At 42.5% G+C, this 25,806-nt stretch carries 9 protein-coding genes; 8 read left to right on the top strand and 1 reads right to left on the bottom strand.

Annotated elements, in window-relative coordinates; translation table 11 throughout:
- Window position 1 precedes the first annotated feature (1 nt).
- From L990_RS14700 to L990_RS14670, 7 genes are all read left to right on the top strand, one after another.
- Entirely contained in the window at window positions 2-4,186 is a 4,185-nt protein-coding gene (locus L990_RS14700; protein WP_156121621.1) for a hypothetical protein, read from the top strand.
- 11 nt (window positions 4,187-4,197) lie between these two features.
- Window positions 4,198-6,192 (top strand): fibronectin type III domain-containing protein, encoded by a 1,995-nt coding sequence (locus L990_RS14695; protein WP_156121620.1) that lies wholly within the window; start codon window positions 4,198-4,200, stop codon window positions 6,190-6,192.
- Window positions 6,193-6,217: 25 nt separating this feature from the next.
- Window positions 6,218-15,103, top strand: a complete 8,886-nt coding sequence (locus L990_RS14690) for a SprB repeat-containing protein (protein WP_047450933.1) — start codon at window positions 6,218-6,220, stop codon at window positions 15,101-15,103.
- On the top strand, window positions 15,100-16,803 hold the full coding sequence (locus L990_RS14685; protein WP_156121619.1) for a hypothetical protein: 1,704 nt from the start codon (window positions 15,100-15,102) through the stop codon (window positions 16,801-16,803). The genes L990_RS14690 and L990_RS14685 overlap by 4 nt, the downstream gene beginning before the upstream one ends.
- Window positions 16,804-16,880: 77 nt before the next feature.
- Window positions 16,881-22,406: a polymorphic toxin-type HINT domain-containing protein gene (locus L990_RS14680; RefSeq protein WP_047450929.1), complete on the top strand. Its 5,526-nt coding sequence runs from the start codon at window positions 16,881-16,883 to the stop codon at window positions 22,404-22,406.
- Window positions 22,407-22,891: 485 nt separating this feature from the next.
- Window positions 22,892-23,452 carry a hypothetical protein gene (locus L990_RS20090; protein WP_156121617.1) on the top strand — a complete coding sequence of 187 codons (561 nt, stop codon included), beginning with the start codon at window positions 22,892-22,894 and terminating at the stop codon, window positions 23,450-23,452.
- Window positions 23,453-23,851: 399 nt separating this feature from the next.
- Window positions 23,852-24,568 (top strand): hypothetical protein, encoded by a 717-nt coding sequence (locus L990_RS14670; RefSeq protein ID WP_047450925.1) that lies wholly within the window; start codon window positions 23,852-23,854, stop codon window positions 24,566-24,568.
- Between the two features lie 170 nt (window positions 24,569-24,738).
- Here L990_RS14670 and L990_RS20085 read toward each other — a convergent pair whose 3' ends face one another.
- Window positions 24,739-24,888: a hypothetical protein gene (locus L990_RS20085; RefSeq protein ID WP_156121615.1), complete on the bottom strand. Its 150-nt coding sequence runs from the start codon at window positions 24,886-24,888 to the stop codon at window positions 24,739-24,741.
- 229 nt (window positions 24,889-25,117) lie between these two features.
- Between L990_RS20085 and L990_RS14665 the strand changes: the two genes are divergently transcribed.
- The gene (locus tag L990_RS14665; protein ID WP_047450923.1) at window positions 25,118-25,336 is read left to right on the top strand and encodes a hypothetical protein; all 219 of its coding nucleotides are present in this window, start codon (window positions 25,118-25,120) and stop codon (window positions 25,334-25,336) included.
- Window positions 25,337-25,806: the final 470 nt, after the last annotated feature.

Here is a 25,806-nt window from a genome sequence, read left to right as displayed (position 1 = left end):
AATGATGAAGATTATAAAACTACTATCTCTAGTTTTATTGCTATTGGTATTTTCGAACCTCACGTATGCACAAGATATCGCAGATGCAAATGAGGTGATGCATTTATTTGAATCCTTAAGTGGCACCGGTAATATGGTAAACACTTTTGATCCCTCGAAGGAGATGAAACTACCTATCGGTATTGTTAGAAAAATTGGAGATAAACCATACGTTGCTGCTGTCACCAATGCCGAATTTTCATCGAACAGGTCTACGGTTGATGTCTTTTTTCAATTTTTCTTTCCAGGTTCAAAGATCCCTTTAGCATTTGGAGCAAAAGGAGTTGGATTTCATTCTCATGGGCTTGAAGTCTCGGATGGTGTAAAGTTGATGCTCATGAAGGACTGCACAGTTCTTGATAATGGAAAATATAAGTTGAAATTTTTATCAAAAGGAGGAACTTATGCTCAATTTTCATGTAAAGGAATAGAAAAAATCCACCTTGAAGGGATTATTGAGTTTTCTAGCGATTTTGCAGTAAAGGCTGATGGGGTTGGCGTTTTATCTACAAAATTTGCAGTAGATATCTCAGATGCCAATAATATTCTAGTTGACGTTTCTTTAGATCCTTTTCAGATATTACCTATAAAAGGTTTTGTTTTTAATGTGAAGCATGCCACATTAGACTTTAGCGACAGAGCAAACCCCTCTAGCGTAGAGTTTCCTTTAAACTATTTTCCCGAAGGCTTGAGTCCCGAATTGTGGAGAGGAATTGCGTTAAGCGATATCGATATAACGTTTCCGAAAGAACTCTCTCCGTCATCAAGTAATATGAAGCTATCACTTCGAAACTTAATCTTAGATGAAGATGGAGTTTCGATGAAGTTGGAAACTCGCAATGTAATAGGTGGTTCCGAATCTAAGGATCAAATGGGTTGGCCTTTTTCTATTTCGGGTTTCAATTTGGAACTCGTGAAAAATAAGCTGATAGGAGCAGGATTCAATGGTATTATTAAGGTTCCTTATTTGAATGATGAGCCAATGGATTATAATGCTAATGTATCTTATGATGAAAATCATAATCGTAATTACAATTTTGCGCTTGGAATTACAACCGATAAGGAGTATTCATTCCCTTGTCTTAGTGCAAAAATTAAACTCAATAAGAGTTCGTCAATAGAGGTATCTTCTTTTAACGGGAAGTTGATTCCTAAAGCAATTCTTAGCGGAGAAATGTCTATTGACAGGAAGCCATTAAAAATGGATGTTAAATTTGAGGAGTTGATGCTTACCACCGTTAGCCCTTATATTGGAGTCTCTCGCCTTTCTTTGAATGATCAATCAAATATAGCCTCCCTAGCAGGTTTTTCCTTATTGATTAATAATCTTGACACAAAAAAATCAGGTGGTGATCTGGTATTGGATATTAACTCGACGGTCGCTTTACATCAAAGTGAGTCTACCGGAAGCTCTAAAGGATTTTCGATATCAGGAACAAGCCAAATATCGATGACTGCAGGGAAAAATAATTCCGCGCTAGGTTGGGGGATTAAGCGATTCGATCTTAAGGAAATTGCGTTGAGCGCATCTGTTGCGAATACATTGTCTTTTGAAGGGAAAATACAGGTTAAGGAGGATGATCCAGTTTATGGAGATGGTTTTGGAGGACAAGTGTCTTGCTCTATAGCTGGTATAATTAAAGGAGTGGACATGGGGATTCGATTTGGGAAAAAGGATTCCTATCACTATTGGTATGCCGGTGCCGACGTAGGATTAAATATCCCTTTAGGTACGACTCCTCTTTTTATTACAAGTTTTAAGGGTGGGGTATATTACCACATGAAGGAGAAAAGCGTTAGCTATGGGAAAATTAATATTGACGATTATATTCCAGAGAAGGATGTTGCCTTGGGCTTAAAATCAGGGGTTGGAATGACTCTTGCAAAAGCAGTAGATGCAAATACCATGCTCAAGGTTGAGTTTTCGAGTTCAGGAGGAATTTTAGCCCTTGGCTTTGATGGGGAGGTCAAATTTATAAACACGGGTACAAGTTCCGCAAAGTTAAAGGCGCAGATGCAAATGAGCTACAACTTTAAGAAAAATGAATTTTATTCTTCTGCGGCAGCTTATGTAAATGTATTAAACATAATAAGAGGGACAGGTGCCGATGATTTGGTTGGAAATGCGGAGTTATACTTTGCGCCGGGGTCTTGGTATGTTAAAATAGGAACTCCAGCAAAACCGATTCAGCTGGAAGCGTTTGGTTTGCTACAGGCTAAATCTTATTTTATAGCAGGAGATGTTAATGAATCTTTTTCTCTGCCAGATGAGTGCAGGGAGTTATTGGGCAAGGTGACTCCTCCGGATATGACAAGCCTTAAAGGTGGAAAATGTTTTGGGTTTGGGTCCTGTTTAAGCATGTCGGCAGGGGGAAAATGCGGCCCTTTTTATGCTAAGTTGAAATTAGGTGGTGGTTTAGACGTTATGTTGCGTGATGTGAAATCGACCTGTAAAGGTCGTTCAGGCTCTATGGGGATTAACGGATGGTATGCATTGGGACAGGTATATGTATATATGCAGGGAAATGTTGGCATAAAGTTTAGAAGCCGATCGTTCGATATTCTTGACGTTGGTGCTGCCGCTTTACTTCAAGCAGAGTTACCCAATCCAACTTGGATAAATGGAACCATAGGCGGACGATTTAGAATATTGGGTGGGTTAGTCAGAGGAAATATTCGCTATCATTTTGAGGTTGGTGAGCGGTGTATTCCGGAGGAAAGTGCTAATGCTTTAGCTGATATCCAAGTTATTGGGGATGTAACACCCAAGGGAGGTGCAAAGGAAGTGGATGTATTTGCTTCCCCTCAAGTTGCATTTAATATGGCTTTGAATAAAACATTTTCCTTGGATACTCCTAATTCGAAAGGCAAGAGCTACCGCGTGTTGCTGGACGGGTTTAAGGTTACGGCTAATGGCCGTGAAGTTGCTGGTAGTCCGGTATGGAATGGTAGTGGAGATGTTCTAGTTCTGAATACAGATGAAATTTTGCCTCCTCAAAGTAAGGTGACCATGAATGTAAAGGTGAGATGGCAGGAGAAAGAGCCACAAGGGGATTGGAAAGATTGCTCTCATGAAGGGAAACTGGATGTAGAAGAGAAATCATTTACTTTCGAGACAGGGAAAGCACCAGATTATATTGTTCCAAGCAACGTTGAATACACCTATCCTCAAGAGCAGCAGTGCAACTTCTATAGGGATGAGTATGGGAAAGGCTATGTTAAAATGAAGAGGAGAGGAATGGAGTATCTTTTTAATAAAAAGGAAAAAGGAGTAGAGTGGAACCTGATAGCCAAGTTTAATTCGGATAAGGGGGCTATAAATGTTCCTTTTGAGTTTAATCCTTCAACAAATGAGGTCGGATTTACAATCCCAGCACAACTTGAGCTTGCTAAGGTATATGAGCTGCAGCTGGTAAAGTTTCCTTCCCAAGTAAGAGGATTGGATCGGAATGTTACTAGCACTACTACTGAAGCATATAAGGCCGATACGCTTTCTATATCAACAGCTTCTAAGGAGGCAAAAGGTGAACTAACTGTTGACGAGGAAAAACTACTTTATGCCATTAATTTTAGAACAAGTAAATACAGGGCTTTAGGTGAGAAGTTAAGTCAGATAGATGTAAACAAGTTCTTTAGAATACTTGAAAATACGCCTTATACTCGCTTTTACTTAGACGAAAATCTAGATGAGGGTTTTGATAATACGGAACTTGAAGAAGGAGGGGCTGTTAGAGTTCAGGCTGTTGCAGACGGGTCCAATCCTTGGTATAGTGGGAAAATTAAGCCATTTGTCTATTCGACATGTAAGGCCGTAGAACGACAAGACGGAGTGGTGCCTCCTGTGAATTCATGTAGTATAACATCTGCCAATATGATGGATTGGAATATGATATCTAGGCCGCAGGGAGGGCGCTATAAGATGAGAATTAATTACAACTTTGGCCTTGAGGTTTATCGTGATTTCTCCGCCTTACAGGATTATGCCGCGGCCGCATTTTTTAATAAAAAGCCAATCTGTCCTTCATTGGAAAAACTTGTATTCTCAACACTTCCATTTACAGATCGAGGAGCATATCCGGTACGCATTACTTACGTGCGACCAGGAGGAGAGGTGACGACGTCTAACCAGGTAAACCTAACCTACTAAGAATTGGTATAATGAATAATGATACGCATAATATGAAAAGATGGGGGAATTGGATGAAGCGATGCTTAGGAGTGCTCTTCATTCTTTTAGTGAACATCGCATTAGCAGATAAACCTGAAGGAACGATTTTTCTTAAAACGCACTACCACCAGGGAAAGATCTTTCTAAGATGGGCTCCCTCTGATTTCGGGACGTGGAAGTTGGCAATGAAAAATGGTTGCACAGTAGAGCGAATCGTATTCAGAAAGGGTGTGGAACCGATTCCAGAGCGGTTAGCGTTGGTAAAAACTATTGGAAAGGATTCGCTTGATCACTTAGCGAGGAAGGACACTACGATGGAATCGCTATTGGGCGTACTATACCCTGATTCGAAACCATATTCCTCGCTAGCAGACCAAATTAACGAGCAGGAAAATCGCTTTGGGATAGCCATGCTAATGGCAGATCTTTCATCTTCGGTAGCAAAGTTTCTGGGACTTATGTATGCAGATGTGAATGCTGGGACCGATTCTCTTTTCGCCTATCGGGTTTCAATTAGCGGAGTAGATACATCCTTGGTTAAGCCAGCTGTTTCTTTTATAAATATTAGACAAAAGAGTGTCTTCCCTAGCATACAACTAGAAGGGAATACGCAAAAAGCAAAAATATCTCTCTCTTGGAAGCCTTTACCTAGTTTTTACAGTGGTTATTTGGTAGAGCGATCGGTTGATTCATTGTTATTTAAATCGCTTAACGATAAGCCTTTTGTTCCAATGGAACTGAATGGCAAAGACCTTAGTATAGTAACATTTTCTGATACTACTGTCCTTCCCAATAAGAGGTACTACTATAGGGTAAGAGGGTGTACATGGTTTGGTACTACAGAGGCGCCATCAAATACATTCTCCATTTCTGTTGCATCGGATGTAAATCCGTCAATTCGGTTATCTGCAGGAGTCCCTGTGTCAGGGAAACTCCCTTTAACCTGGAAAATGGAAGGAAAAGAGGCGTTGGGCGATGGTGTTATGGTAATGAAATCGGAAAGTTTGAAAAGTAAATTTACGCCCATTAGCGGGCTTATTCCTTTAAATCAGGAGTCTTACGTCGATGAAAAGTTTTCATCTTCGTCCTACTATAGGGTGGTATCTTTTGCAACGAGTGGCGAGTATGTTGAATCGAATACGCTGTTTGTGGATAATATTGATACTATTCCCCCTGCGATTCCGAGTAAACTAATAGGGAAGGTATCTAGAAAGGGAATTGTTTCGCTGGCTTGGGCTAGGAATAGAGAGGCGGATTTGAAAGCCTACAAGGTATATAGATCGAATAGCATTATGGACAAGCCGCTGTTGGTGGGTACTGTTGCGGATTCGCTCTATCAAGATACCATCTCAAATTCACTTACTTCCAAAGTTGTTTACAGGGTTCAAGCGGTTGATTTTCGCTTTAACCATTCGGATATATCGGAAGCTTTGGTTTTGGAGCGGCCTGATACAATACCTCCAATCCCATGCAGTTTCTTCGAAGTTTTAGATCAAGGCGATAGCTTGTCTGTTCGGTGGAATGCTTCCTATAGCATAGATATAAAGCATTATAGGTTGTTGCGGGTATATGATGATTCTTCGGTTGTGGAGTTGTCTATATTCTCAGAAGGTGCTTCACGTTACAGCTGGATGGATAGACTCCTTGATGTTAAGATGCCTTTTCGATATGAGCTCCTGGTTGAAGATTTGCAAGGAAATGTTACAAAGCAAAGTACCAAAAGGGTTGATAGAAAAGGGAGTGTTGGGTTTGATCTATCACTTGAGTTAAACCGAAAAAAAGGGGTGTTAGTGGTTGCTAAAGGCTCGAAGTCAGCCTCAGAGAAGATAAAAATTTATGGTTCGTACGGTGGAGGGATGGAACTCTTAGAAGAAGTTTCTGTTGCAGGAGAGGCTTTGGAGATACCTCTGGCACGTTATCACTTGGAAAAGGGTAATTCTGTTATGGCTGTTTGTGGCAGAGTGGTGAAAAAATTGACGTTGTAAGTATTCTTTTAAAGGATTAGTTTTTATGAGATTGGCGTTTAAAGTAGTTTTACTTTTTATAGGGAGTTGTGCTTTCCATTTAGCAAATGGACAAGATCCTGTTATTCAGTTTCGGTTAAAAGGGATCGTTTGGTTATCGCATGATATACAAGATAAGTACTACTGCCGAGTAGGTGCGAATGGTTCTTTTAAATTTGAAAAAGAAGATGTATTATGCAGTGATGATTTTTATAATGGTTTAGAATTTAATAAATATATGAATTACGATGATGTTGTAAAACTGAATCATATTCCAAGTACGTTTACAGGTGATTTTTCGATAGTTGTTGATTATAATTATATTGATTTTATCCCTATTGGAGTTAAAATAATAAATGGAATTATAAATCCATTTAAGAATGAATTCTCTTTTGAAAAAGAGGAATATACAGGGAGCCCTTTGGTTAATAGTTCTGCTTTTGTTAATATTAATTGTTCTGAAACGGAAGTATTGCAACCTTCCGCTCCTACTGTAATTAACGGTTCATATGATCCATATTGCTTCGATGGAGTTAGTCCCATGCGGGTTGAAACGGGGTATCGAGATCCTAGCTTTACCTATACGTGGTGGTACTATTCAGACACTAATAGCACCAAAAAGAAAATACTAGAGGAAAAAACTCAGAACTACTTTTGTGACATTCCTGCCAATATTCTTAAGCAGAATATTAATAATAAAATGTACATAGGATTTACAGTTTATTCTTCTCATCCTAGTATTAACGGTTTGTATTCAGAGGTATCCAAAGAAAAACTTCGAAAGGTAGAAATCCAAGAGCAAACAGCGGTAGGTGTAGAGAAGATAATGCCCTGCTTTAGTGCTTCTGGTAATTTAAGTAAATATCAGGTTTCATTTAAAATTAATTGTGATCCAAGTTTAGTTGAAGGTCACCTTTTTAAGTTAAACGATCCAACGGCCATAATCCAAATTTCTAGATCAAACGTAGATTATTTTAACAAAAACGATCTCGATGGTATTGCTATAAATGGAGAGGTTGGATATATAGTAAAACCTGGTCAAATGTGCTATAAGGAGGGAAAGTTTACCATTCCCTCTTTTGGAAATAAAATGTTTGAGATTGTTAACGAAACGGGAAATAACACCTACTACTTTTGCCCCAATACCCCTCGAGTTATAAAGCTTAAGCTGAACAAGGGGGTAAGCGTATCGTGCACATCGGCAACGTTTAGCGCATCAGATAATACCTCTTCGAACACAATGAAAGAGGTGGATTGTACCTTAACTAAAGACGGGGGAATAGACTTTATATTTACAGGATTAGGGGAAGATGGGAGAGTTGTTTCAGTTCCAAAGAGTATTAAAGTCGTATTTGTTCCTTCTCTGTCGACATCTCAAAAAGTAGATAAGCAAATCTGCCATGATGGCCCTAATGGAGGTTATTCCTTAGAACTCACTGACGGTTGGTGGGTGGATGCCCCTTCGTTGACATCTATAGCAGATGGCAAAGCCGTTGCATTCAGCAATACTAGCGGGAATTTTAAGGTGCAAGGGCTGGTGTCTGGTGGGTATAAGCTTGCCTTTGCTAGATATAAGCATGGGGATTCGGGATGTGAGTTGAACAACCCAACAGATGTTGTTTTCAATGTTGAATCTTCGTTTCCCGCAATAGATATAAGTTTAAACGGAGGTGCAGAAACACAGTTTGGTTTGGGCTGTGTTGGGGCAAGTAGGCTGATTACGGTTAGTCATACCAATGCAGGAGAAAGGGTTGATGGGCTTGTTAGCCTATTTGAGGGAAATGATGTGGTTGAATCTTCGTTTCCTAAGGGTAGCTATAAGGCAATCGTTAAGTATCGTACGGGGAGCTGCAAAGATACATGGATAAAGCCTTTTAACGTTATTAATCCAATCGATATAGAGGTCTCCACTCCTAATATTACATATACCAGCGATGAGGCAAAAACACAGATAAGCTTTGGACTAAAGAACTACGAAGCGTACCGCTATGAATTGTACAATGCTGGCAATATAAAGGTGGATAGCAAGGATATGCTTACATCTCAGATCGTATCGGCAGTGCCCTATGGTGTGTATCGGGCTGTATTTACGCGAAAAAATTGTGGTGGAGTGGAAAATCAGCATACGGTGGAAGGCATTACAGTTTATGGTAGACCCCAGATAGAACTACAAAATAAGGTTGATGTTGCACAATGTTCCGGGAAAATTATTCCATCATTTGGAGCAAAAAATCAGGGTTCTGGCCAATATTGGTGGAAGGTTAGAAAGTCGTCTAATCCGGACTTTACGGTTTACAAGCCAACGGATGATAACTTTAGTGTTGGCAAGTATTATATCAAATTAGAGGATGTGAAAACCGGGTTCGAGTCGAACATCCTAGAGGTTACCGTTGGAGCGGAGTCTCCTATAGTGCTTGATAAGAGCATTGAAAAGATTAACGTACCCTGCCATAATGGCGAAGCTATAATACCTATAAAGGTTAGTTCAGGAACAGTACAGAATAAATATAGTTTGAATGGTGGACCTATGACAGACCTTGTTCCGAACTCTCCTATTTTGTATAGCCTTGCAAATTACGAAAAGTCCGAAAAAGATATTACGGTTAAGGTGACGGATGACTTAGGGTGTTCGGATACACATAGCTATAAGCTTGTCAATCCTGCTAGTGTAGGTGTTGAGGTTCAAAGCGAAGATCTGGAGTATAGGTGTATGAAACCTGCTTCGGTTGTACTGAAAGCTAGTGGCGGAGTTGGAGGATACAAGTTTTACTCGAAAACAGATAACAGTACGGTTTCTGTTATGTACGGGAGTGGCGGAATTACCAATTTGACCCCAGAAAATTATCAGTTTTGGGTAGAAGATGGTAATGGCTGCAAAAGTAGTTCTGTGCTTAAAACCGTAGTTTCAGAAAACATTAATATAAAATTAGATGTACAAAAAACAAATGGACGAGTAACAAACAGTCTCTCTCCGAATGGGGTAATTGGAGTTGTTGTTGAAAAAGGGGTTAAGCCTTATACATTTAGCCTCAATGGGGAGGTAAAGGGGGTAAGCAATTCTGAAAGTTTTCTTTTTCAGAACTTGAAGCCGGGCAACTATAAAATTTCCGTAACGGGTAATGATAAGTGTGGTGTAACGCTTGACTACAGCGTTAAGGAACCTTTTGAAAACCTAAAAGTAGGAACGGCTCCACATGGTGCGAGTTGTTTTTCGGCAAAGAATGGTAGTGTTGATGTTAGCCTTGCAGGACGAGAGTCGAATATGGAGTTGGCTTCTATTGAAATGACTCACCTTACTAAAAAGTATACTACTAGATGCGACGTTAGCGATGGTAAAAACTCTTATAGCATTGAGGGCTTAGAGGCAGGTCAATATTCATTGGTTGTTAAGAATAAGCAGGGAGAAGCAAAAGAGCCAACGATAGTTGAGATTTTGGAGCCAACCGAGGTGAACCTTAGCATTAATCCAGTAAATCCTGTGTACGAGACAATGGAGAATGGTGTGCTGAAAGTAAACGAGCAACCTGTTACCTTTAAAATTAATCCTGGTGAAAATAAGATATCTAAGGTTTTATATAGGCACGAAGGAGAGCTGGGGTGGAAGGATGCATTCTTCGATGTAGATAAAGGGATATATAAATTTTATGCCACAAAAGGGGGAACTTTTCATATTCGGATTGAGAAGTGTGAAAGCAGTCAGCCTTACGAACAGAGTTTGGGCGTTGCATATGTTCCGCTAATGAGTTATGAGGTTGAAATTATCCATCCTAGAGGGGGGGCGAAAGGAACCTTGAAGATAATTAACAAGGCGAAGGTTGAGGGAGCCTCCTACCGCTATCTACTTACCCTTATAAAAAAGGGGGATGAGAGTAACCCAAAGGAATTGGAGATGGATCCATCCAAATTGTATGAGGTTTTTGACAACGTGGAATCTGGCAGCTACAGGCTACTAGCTAGTTCGATAGTAAATGGCAAAACGTTGGGTGTTGGAGCCGAAAAGAGTTCTATTGTAGTTAATCCTTCATTATCAGCAGCTATAAAAGATATTGGAAAGAACGAATTTTTATCCATTTATCTAAAATGTAGCGGTGATGCCTTGACAGGGAAAGAACTTATAGATAACCTGCAGGTTGAAGGGGGAGTTAGACCCTATTCATTTTACACGACTTCTAATGCAGAGGTTGGAAATTATGCTTTACTTGAAGATGCAACGTCTCTTAAAGCAAGTTCCTACTGGGTAAAGGTGGTTGATAAGGAAGGAACAGAGTTAAAGTTAGGCCAGTATATTCGACTATCAGAACCTGTTATTCCGCTTGCATTAGAGATTCCCGAAGGAACCCAACAGAGGATGCTCTGCTCTGGTAAACCGCTAGCGGTACAGGTGTTAGTTAAAGGAGGTTGGGGTGGATACCAAAATCTCATTATCGATAATCTTCCGATAGCAGGTTATACTGGTGGTAGCCAGTACATCATTAAAGATGTAAGGAAGGGAAGCCATACAATATCCATTGAGGATATAAAAGGGTGTAAAGTCCCTTTATCATATGAGGTGGATGAACCTAAAGAGGTTTCACTATTGCTCGATGAAGATACTTCAGTGCTCGATATGAAGTGTACAGAAGAGCCAAAAGGTAAGGTAACCCTGAAAATTGAAGGTGGAACATCCGATAATGGGAAGTACTACATTTCTTATAAGAGCAAGAATGGTGAAGTTTCCTGCAACAATATGACTACTATTGAGAATCTCGCTATTGGAAACTACATCTTTACCGCATCGGATAAGAATTCGTGTTTGTCAAAACCTCTTGAGGTTAGCGTTACAACCAGCAGTTTCAGGATGCCTGAAACCTTTAAGGTGGTTTCGTCTAATGCCGACTGCTTTGGGACGATGACGGGTAAGGTTGTTCTAGATGGCAAGGTCGAAGGTCTGCAATATTCGTTGACAGGGAGTAACAGTACTGCTTATACCCTATCTGGCAATGAGTTTGGTGGGCTAAAATCAGATGTGTATACCTTAACGATATTGAATGGCAAATGCTCAATCAAGCATCCTAACATAATCATAGGAGAACCCCTAGCGCTGACGTTAGACACCTTAACTACACCCGAATGTAAGTTAAATGGCAATGGCGTACTAAAGGTTACCGCTGAAGGCGGTGTTGCTCCTTATAAGGCCAATTTTATGGAGATAACAATCAAAGATTTTAGTAGGGTTGCAGAATTTGCAAAGTTGGGAGCAGTCGCTTCTTCGAAGCTCGTTGTTACCGATGCCAATGGTTGCCGTAAGGAACAAGATGTTAAGGTTTACAGACTGAAAGAGGTAGCACTCGAGCCTGTCGTTGATGCTGCTTGTCGTGAAAATACAGGTGGGGCAATTACAGCATCTTTTACGCCCAATACTAGGTCTGTATCGTGGCATTTAGCGAAAAAGGAAGATGGAAGTTGGTTTGAGTTTAACGATATTGGGTTTGGAAATAGCTTCTCAAAAGGTGGGCTTAAGCCTAATACCTACAAACTTCGCTTGATTGACGAAAGTACTCAATGCTTATTAGGCGAAAAGGATAATATTGAGGTAAACCCATCTGTTAAGATAGATAAAATTACCGTTAAGCCGGTAAAATGTAAGGGGGAGAAGTCTGCTATTGAAGTATCCTTTGTAAATACAGGTAATAAGAATCAGATAGAATACTATATAAAGAGGCTCGAAGAACCAGATGATTCATACAGGAGGTTTGATTTACATAAAGATCTCTTACCTGCAGACAGGTATACCTTACAGGCACGAACCCACTACTGTGCGGACAGTAAGGATTTTGAGGTTGTTGAGCCTAAGTTAGCTTTAAGGATTCATGCTGCACCGACAGTAATAAAAGACCTAGATAAGCATTACCACATACGTTGCCATGGTGAGGCTACAGGAATTGTTACCCTAACAACCGAAGGAGGTTGGGGTGGTTATCAATATCGCATTAAGGGAGCGGAGAAATGGGGCAGCACGCCCGTATTTGATAAGTTGAGTGCCGGAAGTTACATCTTTGAAGTTGCTGATGAAAAGCAATGTGTAATGGTTTCTCCCGAAATTACCCTCAATCAGGCTGCAGACGAACCTCGTATTCTTTTGGATAGGAAGGAGCAGAAGCAAAACTCAGAGGTTACCGAGAATCTATTAGTAGTAAAGGGTGTTGGAGGCTATGCCCCCTACTCGTTTGTGCTCAATAATGTAGAAAATACCCCACGAAAACCTATTTCAGCCAATACTCCAGTAGAGTACCGCTTTTCGAAAACTGGCGATTTTAGGGCGACAATGACAGACATGCTTGGCTGTGAGGCAAACTCGACCTATACCTTTGAAGGGGTTGGTAGCGGAATTCGTTTTGAAAAAAATGCAGTTAACCCGACCTGCTTTGGAGGAAACGATGGAAGGATTACCATTGTAAATCCACAAGGTGAGTATACTTACCGTTTGAAGAGGAATGGACAGGTGATTCCATTTAAGAATATGGTTTTTGAGGGGTTAAGCAAAGGTCTATACGACATGGAGGTGACCTCTGGTGAGTTTTCGTACTATACTTCAGTGGAAATAAGCGATCCTCTGCCAATAGCCATTAAAGGATCTGTAGACCCCACATGCTTTAATAGCAATTCGGGGAGAATAACGGTAAAACCTACGAATCTTACTGGAGATAACCTCTATACGGTAAACTTATATAGAAATGGCGAAAGGGTAGAGAAAAAGAATATGGTAAACGAACCTGTCATGTTTGAAAAGTATGGGGCTGGTAACTACAAAGTTGTTGTGGAGAATACAAAGCAATACTGTGCAAGCAGCGACATGGCTCAATCTGACAATCTTGAAATAAAGACTCTTGCTCCGCTAAACTATGTGCTAGACGTTCAGCATCCTTGCGTAAATAATCGAGCCGAAGTTAAAGGTCAGTTTGCTGTAGGAGAGCGTTCTTTCCATTTAGATCTTGAGAATAAGAGTTTGCAGGATGGAGGTTGGAATAATACTACTCGTGTTGAGGTTGGAGGTAATGTCTCTAACGTAGCAATTCCTGTTGATCCTGGGCTATATCGATTTCGAATGGAGGATACAAAGTATGGTTGTACAGATTATACGAACGAGGTGAAAATCCTAACTATGCCGAAGATTACTAAGGCTATTGTAAAGGATGAGGTTTGTTTTGGAACAAAAGGTTCATTAGAAGCTGCGGCAGAAGGAGGGAGTGGACAGTTGAGCCTTTATGTAGGGGTGAAAGATTATTTTAGCCTCTTTAAAGATAAGGTTGAGTTATCTCCAGATGCTTATAAGTTAAAGTTGGTGGATGACGAGACTGGTTGTTCTTTAATGTATAGTGGGGATCTTATTGTTGATGGAGCCAAAGAGCCTCTCCGTCTCGAATTTCATCCTTCTGTATATGCCGGTGGATTTAATATAGCCTGTAGCGGGTCGAAGACTGGCAACCTGCAGGTAAAAACGCTGGGTGGAGGTGCAAATGTAACTTTTGAATACAATGGAATTTCTACCTCTTTACGAGATAATCAGTTTGATGCATTAGGAGCTGGTGCTTATAAGTTTAAGGTAACAGATTCTTTTGGTTGTGTAGTTACTGATCAAGTCGAATTAAAAGAACCAACTCCACTTAAACTCGGAATTTTAGCTAGCAATCTCGATCTAGGGTGTACAAATGCATCAGATGGATTTGTAGAACTTCAGGTAGACGGAGGGGTTGCCCCCTTTAAGTTTGCTAATACAAATGATACGTATGGCGAAGGAGGTGTATTCAAAGGTTTAGGAACAGGGGATTATTTGCTTAAAGTAAAAGATGCCAATGGATGTTTGGCCTCTACGAGTGCTACCGTTACGTCAAAATATATTCCTATCGATGTGACCTTAAATGCTAGAGATGTTAGCTGTTTTGGAAAGAATGATGGGAGTATTAGCATTGTCAATAAGACAGGCGTTGCTTATACCTATAAATGGAATGAAAGTGGAAGTTCTTCGTCCGAGATGCCTGGATTGTTGCCAGGCGTTTATGGTGTTGTAGTTTCTACACCTAAGGGTTGCAGCAAAGATTTCTTTACCACAATAAAGGAACCTTCAAAACTTTTGTTTAGCATAAATTGGAAAGACGCATGTCCTGGCGAATCAAGTGGACTGGTGACTTTTGATGCTCAAGGAGGGATTATGCCATATTCCTTCTACTTAAATGAGAGGCCTTTTGAAAATATCTCGTTAGCGCAAGCGGCCCCAACCGGAGATTATTTGGCGAAAGTTGTTGATGCTAACGGTTGTCAGGCATCTTCTTCTGTCTCGATAAAGCAAAAAGCAGGAACTATCTCTACAAACTTTTTGGTGGTAACCTCCTCTAAGGTTGCTGATAAGCTGGTATTGGTCGACTTGTGTAATCCTAAACCCGATAAAATAGAATGGGATTTGAGTAACGGAGGAATTCCAATTAATCAGGTAGGGGAGGAAAATGGAATGCCATTGGTAACTTTTAAGGACGAAGGGGCTTACCAGATTGTAATGAAGGCGCACTATGGCGACTGCCTTTATACTGTTGCAAAGACCATCGAGGTAAAGAATGGGGTATTAAATGATGGTAGTCAAAAAATAGTATTAGGGGCAACGGGTATAAAGAACTTCCTGGTTTACCCGAATCCATCGGATGGATACTCCAAGTATCGCTTGGAGCTTTATGAACCCAAAGGTGCAACTATTTTTATATATAATATACTGGGAGTTTTGGTTCGACAAATAAGGGTAAAGGGTGCTGATTACTATGAAGGAGATCTTGTTTTTGAAAAAAGGGGAGACTCTATGTACATAGTGAAGGTTGTACCCGATGGTCTAAACGAGTATAGAGAGGTAAAGGTGGTTGTTAGATGAGAAAGATATTGTTGATTTTATCTGTTACTTGCTTTCATTTAGCCTCTATGGCGCAGGATTTAGGTAGTATTGATCTGAAAAATCCAGTAAAGCTCAGAGGTAGTTTGAACTCCACCTTTACAGGTTATAGCTACAGTGGGCAAGGGGCTGGCAAGAGAGATCCTTTTTCGTATACCGTGACAGGGAGTTTGGGGATATCCATTTTAGATTGGAGTATTCCTCTTTCTTTTGCCTACTCTAGCAGGCGATTAAGCTATGCTCAGCCATTTAATAGAATAGGGCTCTCACCTAGGTATAAGTGGGTTCGTCTTTACGGAGGCTATACAAGCATGTCTTTTTCGAACTACTCTCTTTCTGGGCACTCATTTTTGGGTGGCGGTTTTGAGCTATCACCAGGCCCTTGGCGAGTTGCTGCTATGTATGGGCAGCTCAAGGAGAAGGTTGCTTACAATGAAGAAGCTCGTAATACACCTTGCTTTAAGCGTATGGGATATGGCGTAAAGTTCGGATACGAGGGAGATGAAACGGGAGCAAACCTCTCGCTATTTACGGCTAAGGACGACCTAAATTCCATAAAACTTCCTTCTGATACGATATTAAAAGGACGGCAGAATTTGGTTGTAACCTTACAGCTAAGGCTGCGGTTGTGGAGTAACCTATACTTCGATGGGGAGTATGGTAGAACCGTTCTTACAAATGATCTTTTAGCCAACGGAGCTGCTCGCCGGAGCCCTTTGTTGGGGAGTGCCATAAAAACAAATAGCAGCACTATTGGTAGCGACGCTTTCAACGTCTCTTTGGGTTATCGAATAGAACGATCTACCACAGAGCTAAAGTATGAGCGGGTGAATCCAGGCTACGAAACTTTAGGAGGCTACTATGCCAATAATAATTTCGATAACCTAACGGTTGGACAAACCATTTCTCTTAAGGAGGGGAAGATAAACCTTGCTGCGAATGTAGGGGTAGAGCGTAACAACCTAAATGGACGCGAACAAAATTCGGAGTTAAGAATGGTTGGCTCTTTAAACGCCTCGTATGCTCCAAATGAAAAATGGTCTTTTAACTCTTCCTACTCCAATTTTACAGGATTTACAAGGGTGCGTCCTAAAGATGATCCTTTTTTTAAAGACGAGATGGATAGCCTCAGCTTCTATCAGGTAAATCAAACGGCCACTTTGGGGGTGAGTAGGATGCTGGGGGACGAGGAGCGGCGGCAGATGGTTATGTTTAGTGGAAGCTACCAGCGAAGTAGCGATAAGCTAATTCATAGGGATACCTCTAATTTATCCAACTTCTATAACGGTTCTGTGTCGCATTCCTACTCGATAAAGGCGCTAGCGCTCTCCTTTACCGAATCATTTACTTGTTTTTATGGGAATGGTAGAGGTATGAAAAACCTTGCTTATGGCCCATTTGTGTCTGTCAATAAGCAATTCTACAAAGGGAAGGTCAGCTCTGCATTGTCGTGTGGTTTCAACTATACCGAGCTGAATGGTATGGCTGGCGGGAAGGTGCTAAATGCGGCTTTAAATGCCAGCTATTCGCCTCAAAAAAAACGAGAGGCTGCCGGAAAGAGCGTTGTTTCCTTTAGGCAGAGATTCACGGGGAGCATGGCTTTTATTAAAAGATTTGCGGCCGCTAAGGTAAAGGGGGGGCATGAGCTTACTGCTATTGCAACATACTCCATCAGCTTTTAGCGAAATATGCGGTGATGCAGCTGCTATAACCTGCATTTTATAGAAAAAAAGTAAGACGATATAATACAATACATCTGATGTACCGTACTATAAAAAAGGTATTAATTGCGGTTTGGTTGTTGCTTGTGGTGACAAATGTTTGGGCCCAGCTTTACCCCATTCAAGTAAACTTAACTGCTCCCGGATCTTTACCCGGATCTATCCATTCTCTTTACGAAGCCAATGGATTAAAGGGCTCCATTGTGCTACTCGATCGTTACCAGCCTACTTTAGAGGTTGGGATAGGTGTTCGTATAAAAGGGAATAACGCAACAATAGAGCGCCGATCCGACTATTTGGGCGATCCTTTAATGCTGCATTACGGTACCCCTGTAATGCTTGGAGAGCAGGTGTTTGCTCCGATATTTCAGGATGGGATAACCTATAATGGGGCAAATAGGGATGAGTTTGAACGTCGCGGGGCTTTAAGTCCCGGATCGTACGAAATATTGGTATGGGCATACGATCCTACCAGACCACAGGTGCGAATAAGCAATGAGGCAAGGTGTATTGTTTGGGTACAGCAAAGTGCCCCTCCAACTTTAATTCAGCCTCAGCCCAATGCCGTAGTTTACGCATTGCCGCAGCTCTTTTCGTGGACGGTAGCTCAGAATTTTCCGGGGTTGAATCCTACTAAATATCGCTTTTTACTGTACGAGCTGCAGGATCTTAACCGAGCCCCCGAGTCGGAGGTACTCTCCTCCGAACCTCTTTACGAGCAGGAGCTGCTGATGCCTACTTTTGCATACAGCACCATGAATGCTCAGCTTACGCGCGGAAAGCGCTACGCATGGCGTATACAGGCTCTAGCCCAAGATATGAATGGGCGTGAAGTGTCCCTCTTTTCCAACAATGGATTCTCGCCAGTTAGAACATTCACCTACGGGCAAGATGCCGTTGAGTATCTGAAGAAAACCTTCGAGATAGAGCCCCGCGTAAGCTCTCCCTATGCGGCAGAAGTAACGTGGAAAAATGTTTCTTCTCTGGATGCTCCAGATGGGATGAAGGTGGAGTACCGTAAAACAGGTGCCAGCGAGTGGCAGAGCATTGAGGCCGACGACGAGATGCTAACCCTATCGCAGCTTACCCCCGATACCGAGTACGACATACGTGGAATTGCTCGTACTGGTGCCGAATACGGAGAGGCTGGTCCCGTCGTAAAATTTAGAACTCAAAAAATTCCAGAGGCAAAATGTGGCCCAACCGAAAGCTACAAGCCCGATCCAAACTCGCCTAAGCTCGCATCGCTCGTTGTTGGGGATATATTTACGGCCAACCGAGTTCCTTTTGTTGTTGAGGAGGCAAAGGGTGATGGTACCTTTACTGGGAAAGCCACCTCTGCGATCCCGTTTTTTGGTGGCCGCAAGATTATGTTTAAGTTTAGTGGTATTGCCCTAAACCAGAAGTACGAGCTGCTTTCGGGTAGCCTTGTTGCCGACACTGTGGGGATCGAAAAGTTTATCAGTAAAAGCCTGCAGGAGCAAAATCAAAAGCTCGCCAATACCTTAGAGAAAAAGGGCGACTTGCTGGCAAGCGAAGACACCAAAAAGATAGATGGGGAAATAAAGGATGCCACCTCCATAAAGGTGGATACGGCTAACAAACAAATAACGGTGACCTTGGCCGACGGACAGGAGACCATTGTACCATTCGAGGGGAAACCTATAATTATTGCCGATTCGGGCGGTAAGGTTTATTCGGTATCCGATGCTGGTGCCGTTACTAGCCTCGGAATGTACGATGGTAAGGCGGCTGGTGGTGCTACCGGTAGCGGCGGCGGCGTGCCAAGTGCCAAACCTCAGGTTTTAAGTGGCGCCGACTTGCTGGTAGCCTTCGAGGCAGCCACCAATCAGCGCTACGGATTCGACGACCCTAACGGGCTAGGCGGGCAGGTGTGGAAGGAGAAGTACGACGAGATTACCGTAGGCGGAAGTAAGAAAATGGTTCCGGCTAAGATGGTTGCTGCAGGCAGCACCGATGTGGTTTCGGTTAGCCTTAAAGGCGATGCCGCTAGCTCCGATCTAAAGGATTTAAGCTTTGTAACTTCTACCGGAATGCGCTATACAGCCTCGCCTTCTACCCAAAAAGATCGGCTAGACCTTACGGTAATGGGAGGTGCAGATGCCAGCCGGCAGGAGCTTACCGCTTGGATGAAAAAGGGGGACAGCACCTACGCCGTTGGACGTCTGAGCATAGATGCCTATGCCAAGAAAAGCCTAAGGGTGGTACTGGTGCCAGTTGGCGATGTCGGCTCTGCTCATACAGCCCAGGTTGCAACGGAGGTTGCCCGCATCTACCGGCAGGCAGGTGTAGAGGTGTCGGTTACCGATGTGCCTAAGCTCCCCATGCCCGAAGGGGTGAGCGACGCCCTTAAGGTGGATAAAAGCCTAATGAGCTGCTACTCGGCAGGAATGCGATCTATAAGAAGCGCATTTACCAAAAGCGAAACCTACCGTAAGCTCGGAACCAGCAACGTGTACTACCTATTCCTCGTATCGCTCCCCATGAACGGCGAGGACGAGAATGCCCCCTTCGATGGCTACATGCCCTACGGCAAGCCCTTTGGCTTTGTGCGCAGCGCAGGGATGGGTGCCTCCGAGCTGGCTTGGACCATTGCCCACGAGCTGGGCCACGGCGCCTTTCAGCTGCAGCACGTGTGGCTTGAGCCGGGGTACGACACCTACACTAAAAACCTAATGGGCTACTCCAAAACCGGCGAGCTATTCCGCTGGCAGTGGGAGCATATCCACCACCCCGTGCCTCATAATAACTTTGGCGCCGACGAGGAGGATTTGGGGGCGACTAAATCTCTTGTTTACTACTTAGCACCTAATGGGGAACCAATTGGTTTGCCGGTTGATGCTAAAGTGTGCTTTGTTGAAGATAACATTAGTTGTCCAAGAGGCTCGCTGAAGGAATTTGTAGTAGGAGGAGTGAAGTATCGTATAGATATTCCAGAACAGCTGTGGGGGGCAGACCAAGTTAAGTTTGCCGGCTATGTGAATAAAAACAAGCAGCATTATCCTTTCAAAAACTCCTTCAAAGAAGGTACTGTTATAACCATAAAACGAGGATACAATATTCAAAGTGCTAGCAATAAGCAGACGGTAACTATTGAGGAGTATAAGTATCAATTAAAAGGAACATATGGAGGATGGACCGTAAGAGACGAAGTAATAAGTGGTAGTTGCATATCTTTAATAAAGACGTCCCGAAATCTTCCTTGCTCAACATGCGAAGAGCAGCAGAGCCAAAAACTTTCTCACGTTGTTGATTATTCAGCTAACAGCAAAGGGGTAAGTTTCCTAACTGGCGAAGAATTGAAAAAACTTCAGGTAAAACTAGAAGACTTATCCAAAGCACTCGGACATAACTGTAAGCTGTATATTATTAATAGTAGCAATCCTAATGCAAAAAATGCTGCCGATTTAAAAAAGAAAGAACCTGAAGGAACATCTGGACAGGTCATTTACGATGATGCAACCAAAAGCATTCAGGTACAGCTCGATTTTGAACAACCTGAATGGTTGTCTACCCTTGCCGTAAATGGAGATTGCCAACGGGAACTTGTCGCTCAAGCCATTCAGAAGTTGCATAGCTCCAAAATATACACCACAGGATCAACATTAGACAAGATTCTTTTAGAAGTTGGAACTACGATTTATCAAGGAATGCTTGCTGTTCTCAAATGCTCGTTTGGCGAAGAGTCTTCTCAAAATAGAACTAAAGGAGAACAGTATGTGGCAGGGATGGTATTCGAATTTGGTAGCATACTGAATATTGAAGACATCGTTACTGGATTAATTCAACTTGGGAAAGGTAGTGCAACACTAGTATACGATAGCTACATTGGCTATTTTAAAGATATCTCTTCTCTATATCATAGTAGCGAAAAGCATGATGATGATAACTTTGACGAGTTGTTAACTAAGTTAACTCCACCTGAATTAAGGATTACCTCCGAGGTGGCAAAAAAGGTAGGGAGTACCTCTAAGTTTTTGTGGAAGTACTATGTAAAGGACGATGTTCCTACAAAATACTGGAGATATGGGCAGCTAACCGCCATGACAATTCCTATAGTTGTTTCGGTAGGTACTTGGGCCGGAGCAAAAGGAGCAGTGTTGGTGAAAAATCTTACCCAAAAATATGGAGCTGGTGCTAAATCTATTGCAAGTTTTGCCGATGAAGTAGAGCAAGTAGCAAAAATAGAGCCGGCAACAAAAACACTGGACGATTTAGTGAAAGAGTATGGCTGCTTTACCGCTACCACCCCAGTGCAAACCGCCCATGGTGCAGTACCTATTGCTTCCATAACCGACGCCGATCAGGTGCTATCGTACAACCACCAAACTGGCAAAACCGAGCTGAAGCGAATTTTCAACATCAAGCGCCATGTGGTAAAGGGGCTGCTGCTGCTTGGGCTAAGTACTGGGCAAACGGTTGAGGCCACCCCTAACCACCCATTCTACGTTGGCGGCAGCTACCGCGAGGCGGCCACCCTGCATGTGGGCGACACGCTTAAGGCAGCCAACGGAAGCGCCGTTATTCTACAATCTGTAGCCCGTAAGGATACCCTTGCAACCGTTTACAACTTTACCGTAGCTGATAACCTCAACTACTTTGTGGGCGAACCTGGCGTGCTGGTGCACAACAGCTGCGCTATGGATATGCTTGAGCAGACTAGGTATAAGGCGTTGAAGGAAGGTGTCAACACCCTTGACGACGACCTGAAGGGGGCTATAATGGTAGACCTCAAAAATGCTGATGCTAAGCTGTACGATGCGCTTAACGCAGATGGAGGGGTTGATGCGTGGAAGAACATTCGTAAGTACCATTCTGTGCTAGCAAAGAGCCCTGAAGCCTTAGAGGCATTTATGAAGCTTAAGAAGAATGCGTCTTTCAGCAAAATGGGGCTTACAGATGATATGGTTGGCAAGATTGCAGGCTGGGGCTGGGGCGAAGAGGGTGTGAAGGTAGGATATGCTGAAATTCTGAATAATATGGATGGCTTCATCTCATTTACAGCGAAGAATAACGTTTCTTGTCCTGATTTCAGCAAGTTCTTTTCTACTTTTACAAAAAATTCAAAAACCAACAAGCAGGCCATTTTCTGGATATTGGAGGATATCCAAAAAGATGCTGCTACCTTTGCCAGTAAAACGGTTAACAGAGAAGTCAGAGTAGCAAAATTTAGTGGTGAAGATGGATTTATTGATATTGTAGTGAAAAAATCTGGGGCAGACGACTTGCTGATTGAATACAAGTGGTACGAATCGGGAGACATTCCCAAAGGCTTGTTCTTAGATGAGTTTGTAAACAGAGATTTGAACAACATTACCAACCTGAAAAACCTACAATGGCGTATCAAAGGGCAGAAGCTGACAAAAGAAAAGGTAATGGAATATTTGGGTTCTTCTGAAGGTAGGGAGGTGTTAAAAAAATTAGGCTATGAAAAAGTTCGGTCCCTATTAGCAAAAGATGATTTTATTACGGAATTAAATTATGTGGACAGATTTATAAATAATCTGAGAAACGATATTGTGTTTAATTTAATTTTTCAATAATTATGGATTTAAATCAGAGTAAAATAGTAAGGAATGTATGGAAAGTATTATTTGACTATAAATATGTTCTTTATTTCTTAAACCAAAACAAGCATCTGTGTAGTTATTTCGATAATACAAAAGTTATTTTTGACGAATTTGAATGCGAAACAGTTTCAAAACTTAATAACGGATTTTTGATTAATGAAAAATTCTATTGGGATAGCAGCACTAAGAAATTTTTATTTGACATCCAAGACACCTATGTTGAACTACAAATTAATGAAACTGATTTGCTAATTAGGATTATTGATTTTATTAATGAACATGTATCATACAGTGTATACTCCTTGTTGTATGGTATTAAGAGCAATATAAATAATAGTACTTCTATAAGTCCTAGGTTCATTATTAGTGCGAATTCATTTGTTTCATTTCGTGATGATGTATTGCTACTATATCATATTGATAAAAATGAAATTATTTGGCAATTAAATACTGGAAGTTTGCTGAATAATAAAGATGTAACCCAAACAGGAGAGATAATATCCTACAAGGACAAGCTGTTTATATACCTATACGACAATGAGGATAAGCGTGCCACCATCGTATTGGATATAGAAACGGGGTATGAGCTATTCCGCACCTCCGAATTTATGGGCTATATCCGGTTGCAGGAGGATAGAATATATGCGTTGTATGGAAAAACAGTATCCATTTTAAATCCTGAAAGCTACCAAATTCGAAGAATAGACCTGTCGGAAGAGCTAGCTGTTTTAGACGAAAGCATTGAAGAGTTTCTTGGTGCGGAAAGTCTCGGGTATACAACAATAGAGTTCAAGCTATCACCAACAATTTACGAGGTGCGCTATCCTTACCTGTACTTTGCCCAAGAGCGGGGGGCTCAGGTAGGCGTATTGAATTTAGAAACGGAAAAGCTGGAGTGGCATGCAACGATGGATATTGACTACCCCGTAAACCCAGTTGTAATGGACATAAAAGCTTGCGAAAACAGGCTTTACGTGCATTGTGCCGATAGAACATTGCATATTTTTGAAATGGAATAATTATCGCAAAACAGCTATGCCGTTCGTAAGTAATGGGAAAGCCCCTCGTTCGCCGTAGAGTATACCAAAAGAACGGAGCTCGGCATAGTCTGCGACTATGTCGAACTTAAGTAGCGGTCTTTGACCGCAATTAAACGCCAAACCGCCCACACCGCATAAAAGCGCAGCCACCCACGGCCGCGCTTTACTTTTTTGCTACATTTAACGGTTGATTGTGCGGTTAGGAGCCGAGCGCTTTGCGCGAGCTCGGCGTAGCCAACCGCTACTTAGCAAGGTCGAAGTCACAGACTTCGCCCAGCTCCTTCCGCTGTTGCAGACTATGGTAAGCGGGGAATAGAGAACCTGCTAAATTCTAGAGACCTTAAAGGCATAACAATTACCGTAAAAGCGCCATAGCGTATGGAAGAAAGAATAGCGAGATATGAAATAAAGGTGAAGAAGAGTCCTAAAAAGACCTCCTACTTCGAGGCGGCCTCCATCATTAACCGGATACAGGCAAGGGCTGCCCTGCTCGACCCCCTGTTCGAGACGATGGTTTACACGGGTAAGAAGAACGATCTGCCGCTCACGTTCCCCAACCTTACCCTTACGAATCTAGAGCTGGCTACCATCCTTTACAAGGAGCACCGCTACTACCTGAACAAGATGTACCCGGGGGTGAAGCATGATATCTACTTCGAGGATCATTATGGAGTAGATAAATACATATCAACCATAGGTAAGCCGCTGGAGGAGGTACGCTTTTGTTATGGTTTGGGTGGAAAGTTTGACCTGCTGCTGATTACTTTACCAAAAGGCTTTACAAGAGATTTTGGCTGGTATCAGCAGCTGCTCACCATTGCCATAGAGGAGCTAAAGGCCGATTATGGTGCGCTAAGACCCATGCTAATCCGCCTTTTCGACCCACCAATGATAACGGGAGGTTGGGTAAGTTACTTTGCACCTCGCTTTGGGCTGGGAGATGACTTCTTTGCAGGCAGCACCAAGATTCCAGTACTGGATAACGAATTCCTGTATGCGCTGGAGAATGGGCATATGATCGTAAAGAACGAAGAGCAGCAGGAAAAGTTGCGGCTACTCGTTGATAAGTTTAAGGAGCTGGATATACAGATTTAGTGCTTCTGTAAACCCAAGCCCTCATCACCGCCCGTTCGCCAATCGGCCTTGCCCGTTAGGCAGGAGAGATAGGGTTAAGCCAACGCTATTTTAGCAATTCCTTCCACAAGAAATACAAAAAGCAAGGGCCGTGCAGCAATGCACGGCCCTTGCTTTTATGGTTGCAGGAGCTACGATTTCGATTCGTTGTCCTTCCTATCGTTGGCAGCACGGGTGGTGCGGGCAAAGAGCAGGGTGCGCTTGGCCTCAATAACCTCGTTTATCTGGTTGATGATTGCCCCATACTCCGGCTTAGCCGACACCACGGCAAACGCATCCACCTTAATTAAGCAGTGGCTACCATCAGCGCACGTTCGGCGGTCGGCTGTGCCGCCGTCGGGCTATGTTGGCAGGCTTTGCCTGCATTTAAACGGTAAGCTTGCACAGCCAAAGCGCAGCGCCTAACAGCTGCGCTTTGCTTTTTTGTTACTTTTGATTGCGGTCTGCAGACCGCTACTTAGCAAGGTCGAAGTTTTAGACTTCGCTCAGCCTCGTGCGCTGATGTAGACTATGGCGAGCGGAGATACAAAAAGTATCGATGCCGATGCTTTTTCGGTGGTTGCCGATGCAAAAAGGGTCGATGCCGATACTTTTTTGGTCGATGGGGATACAAAAAGGGTCGATATTCCCAAGCCTACCATTGCCGCCGTCGGGCTGGTAGGTTTGCTTAAAATCTTTCACAAGCCATTTTTCATAACCCGTGAGCCTACCTTATTCGCTAAACTTTAATTCGACTGTTACCCTATATAAACGCACGAAGCTCCCATCCGTCAACACCCGTGGCGCTAGCCACACAGCCAACGGCGAAAATATTTGTTTGAGCAACGCTCGGCAGGTCGACCGTAACCAAAATCGTAAACCGCAATCGTTCTGCTACCGTTCTCCAAAAATCTAAGCACCTATAAGCCGACGGTGCGAGTTAATTTTCGCCCTGTTTTTTGTGTTACTTTTTTGCGCCAAAAAAGTAGCGGGAAGAAAATAGCAGAATGCAGATGCTCTTATCAACGGCTGCGCTTTGCTTTTTTGCTACTTTTGGATGGACCGCTACTTGGGCTGTTCGAAGTCTTAGACTTCACCTAGCCTCGTGTGCTGATGTTGGCTACGGCGAGCGGCAAGGGAAACATTGGTGTATAAAGGGCTGCTAACCTAAATATTATTCCTTTTTCATCATTTCTTTTCAAGGATGAAAAGAAACGAAG

This window comes from Alistipes sp. ZOR0009 (assembly GCF_000798815.1).
Classification (GTDB): Bacteria; Bacteroidota; Bacteroidia; order Bacteroidales; family ZOR0009; genus Acetobacteroides.
The sequence above is the reverse complement of the archived record's forward strand: the minus strand, read 5'-3'. Positions and strand labels throughout refer to the sequence as shown.

Coding starts and splice junctions, on each gene's coding strand:
- L990_RS14700 (WP_156121621.1), top strand. CDS start 2: ATGATGAAGATTATAAAACTACTATCTCTAGTTTTATTGCTATTGGTA.
- L990_RS14695 (WP_156121620.1), top strand. CDS start 4,198: ATGAATAATGATACGCATAATATGAAAAGATGGGGGAATTGGATGAAG.
- L990_RS14690 (WP_047450933.1), top strand. CDS start 6,218: ATGAGATTGGCGTTTAAAGTAGTTTTACTTTTTATAGGGAGTTGTGCT.
- L990_RS14685 (WP_156121619.1), top strand. CDS start 15,100: ATGAGAAAGATATTGTTGATTTTATCTGTTACTTGCTTTCATTTAGCC.
- L990_RS14680 (WP_047450929.1), top strand. CDS start 16,881: ATGTACCGTACTATAAAAAAGGTATTAATTGCGGTTTGGTTGTTGCTT.
- L990_RS14670 (WP_047450925.1), top strand. CDS start 23,852: ATGGAAGAAAGAATAGCGAGATATGAAATAAAGGTGAAGAAGAGTCCT.
- L990_RS14665 (WP_047450923.1), top strand. CDS start 25,118: ATGGCGAGCGGAGATACAAAAAGTATCGATGCCGATGCTTTTTCGGTG.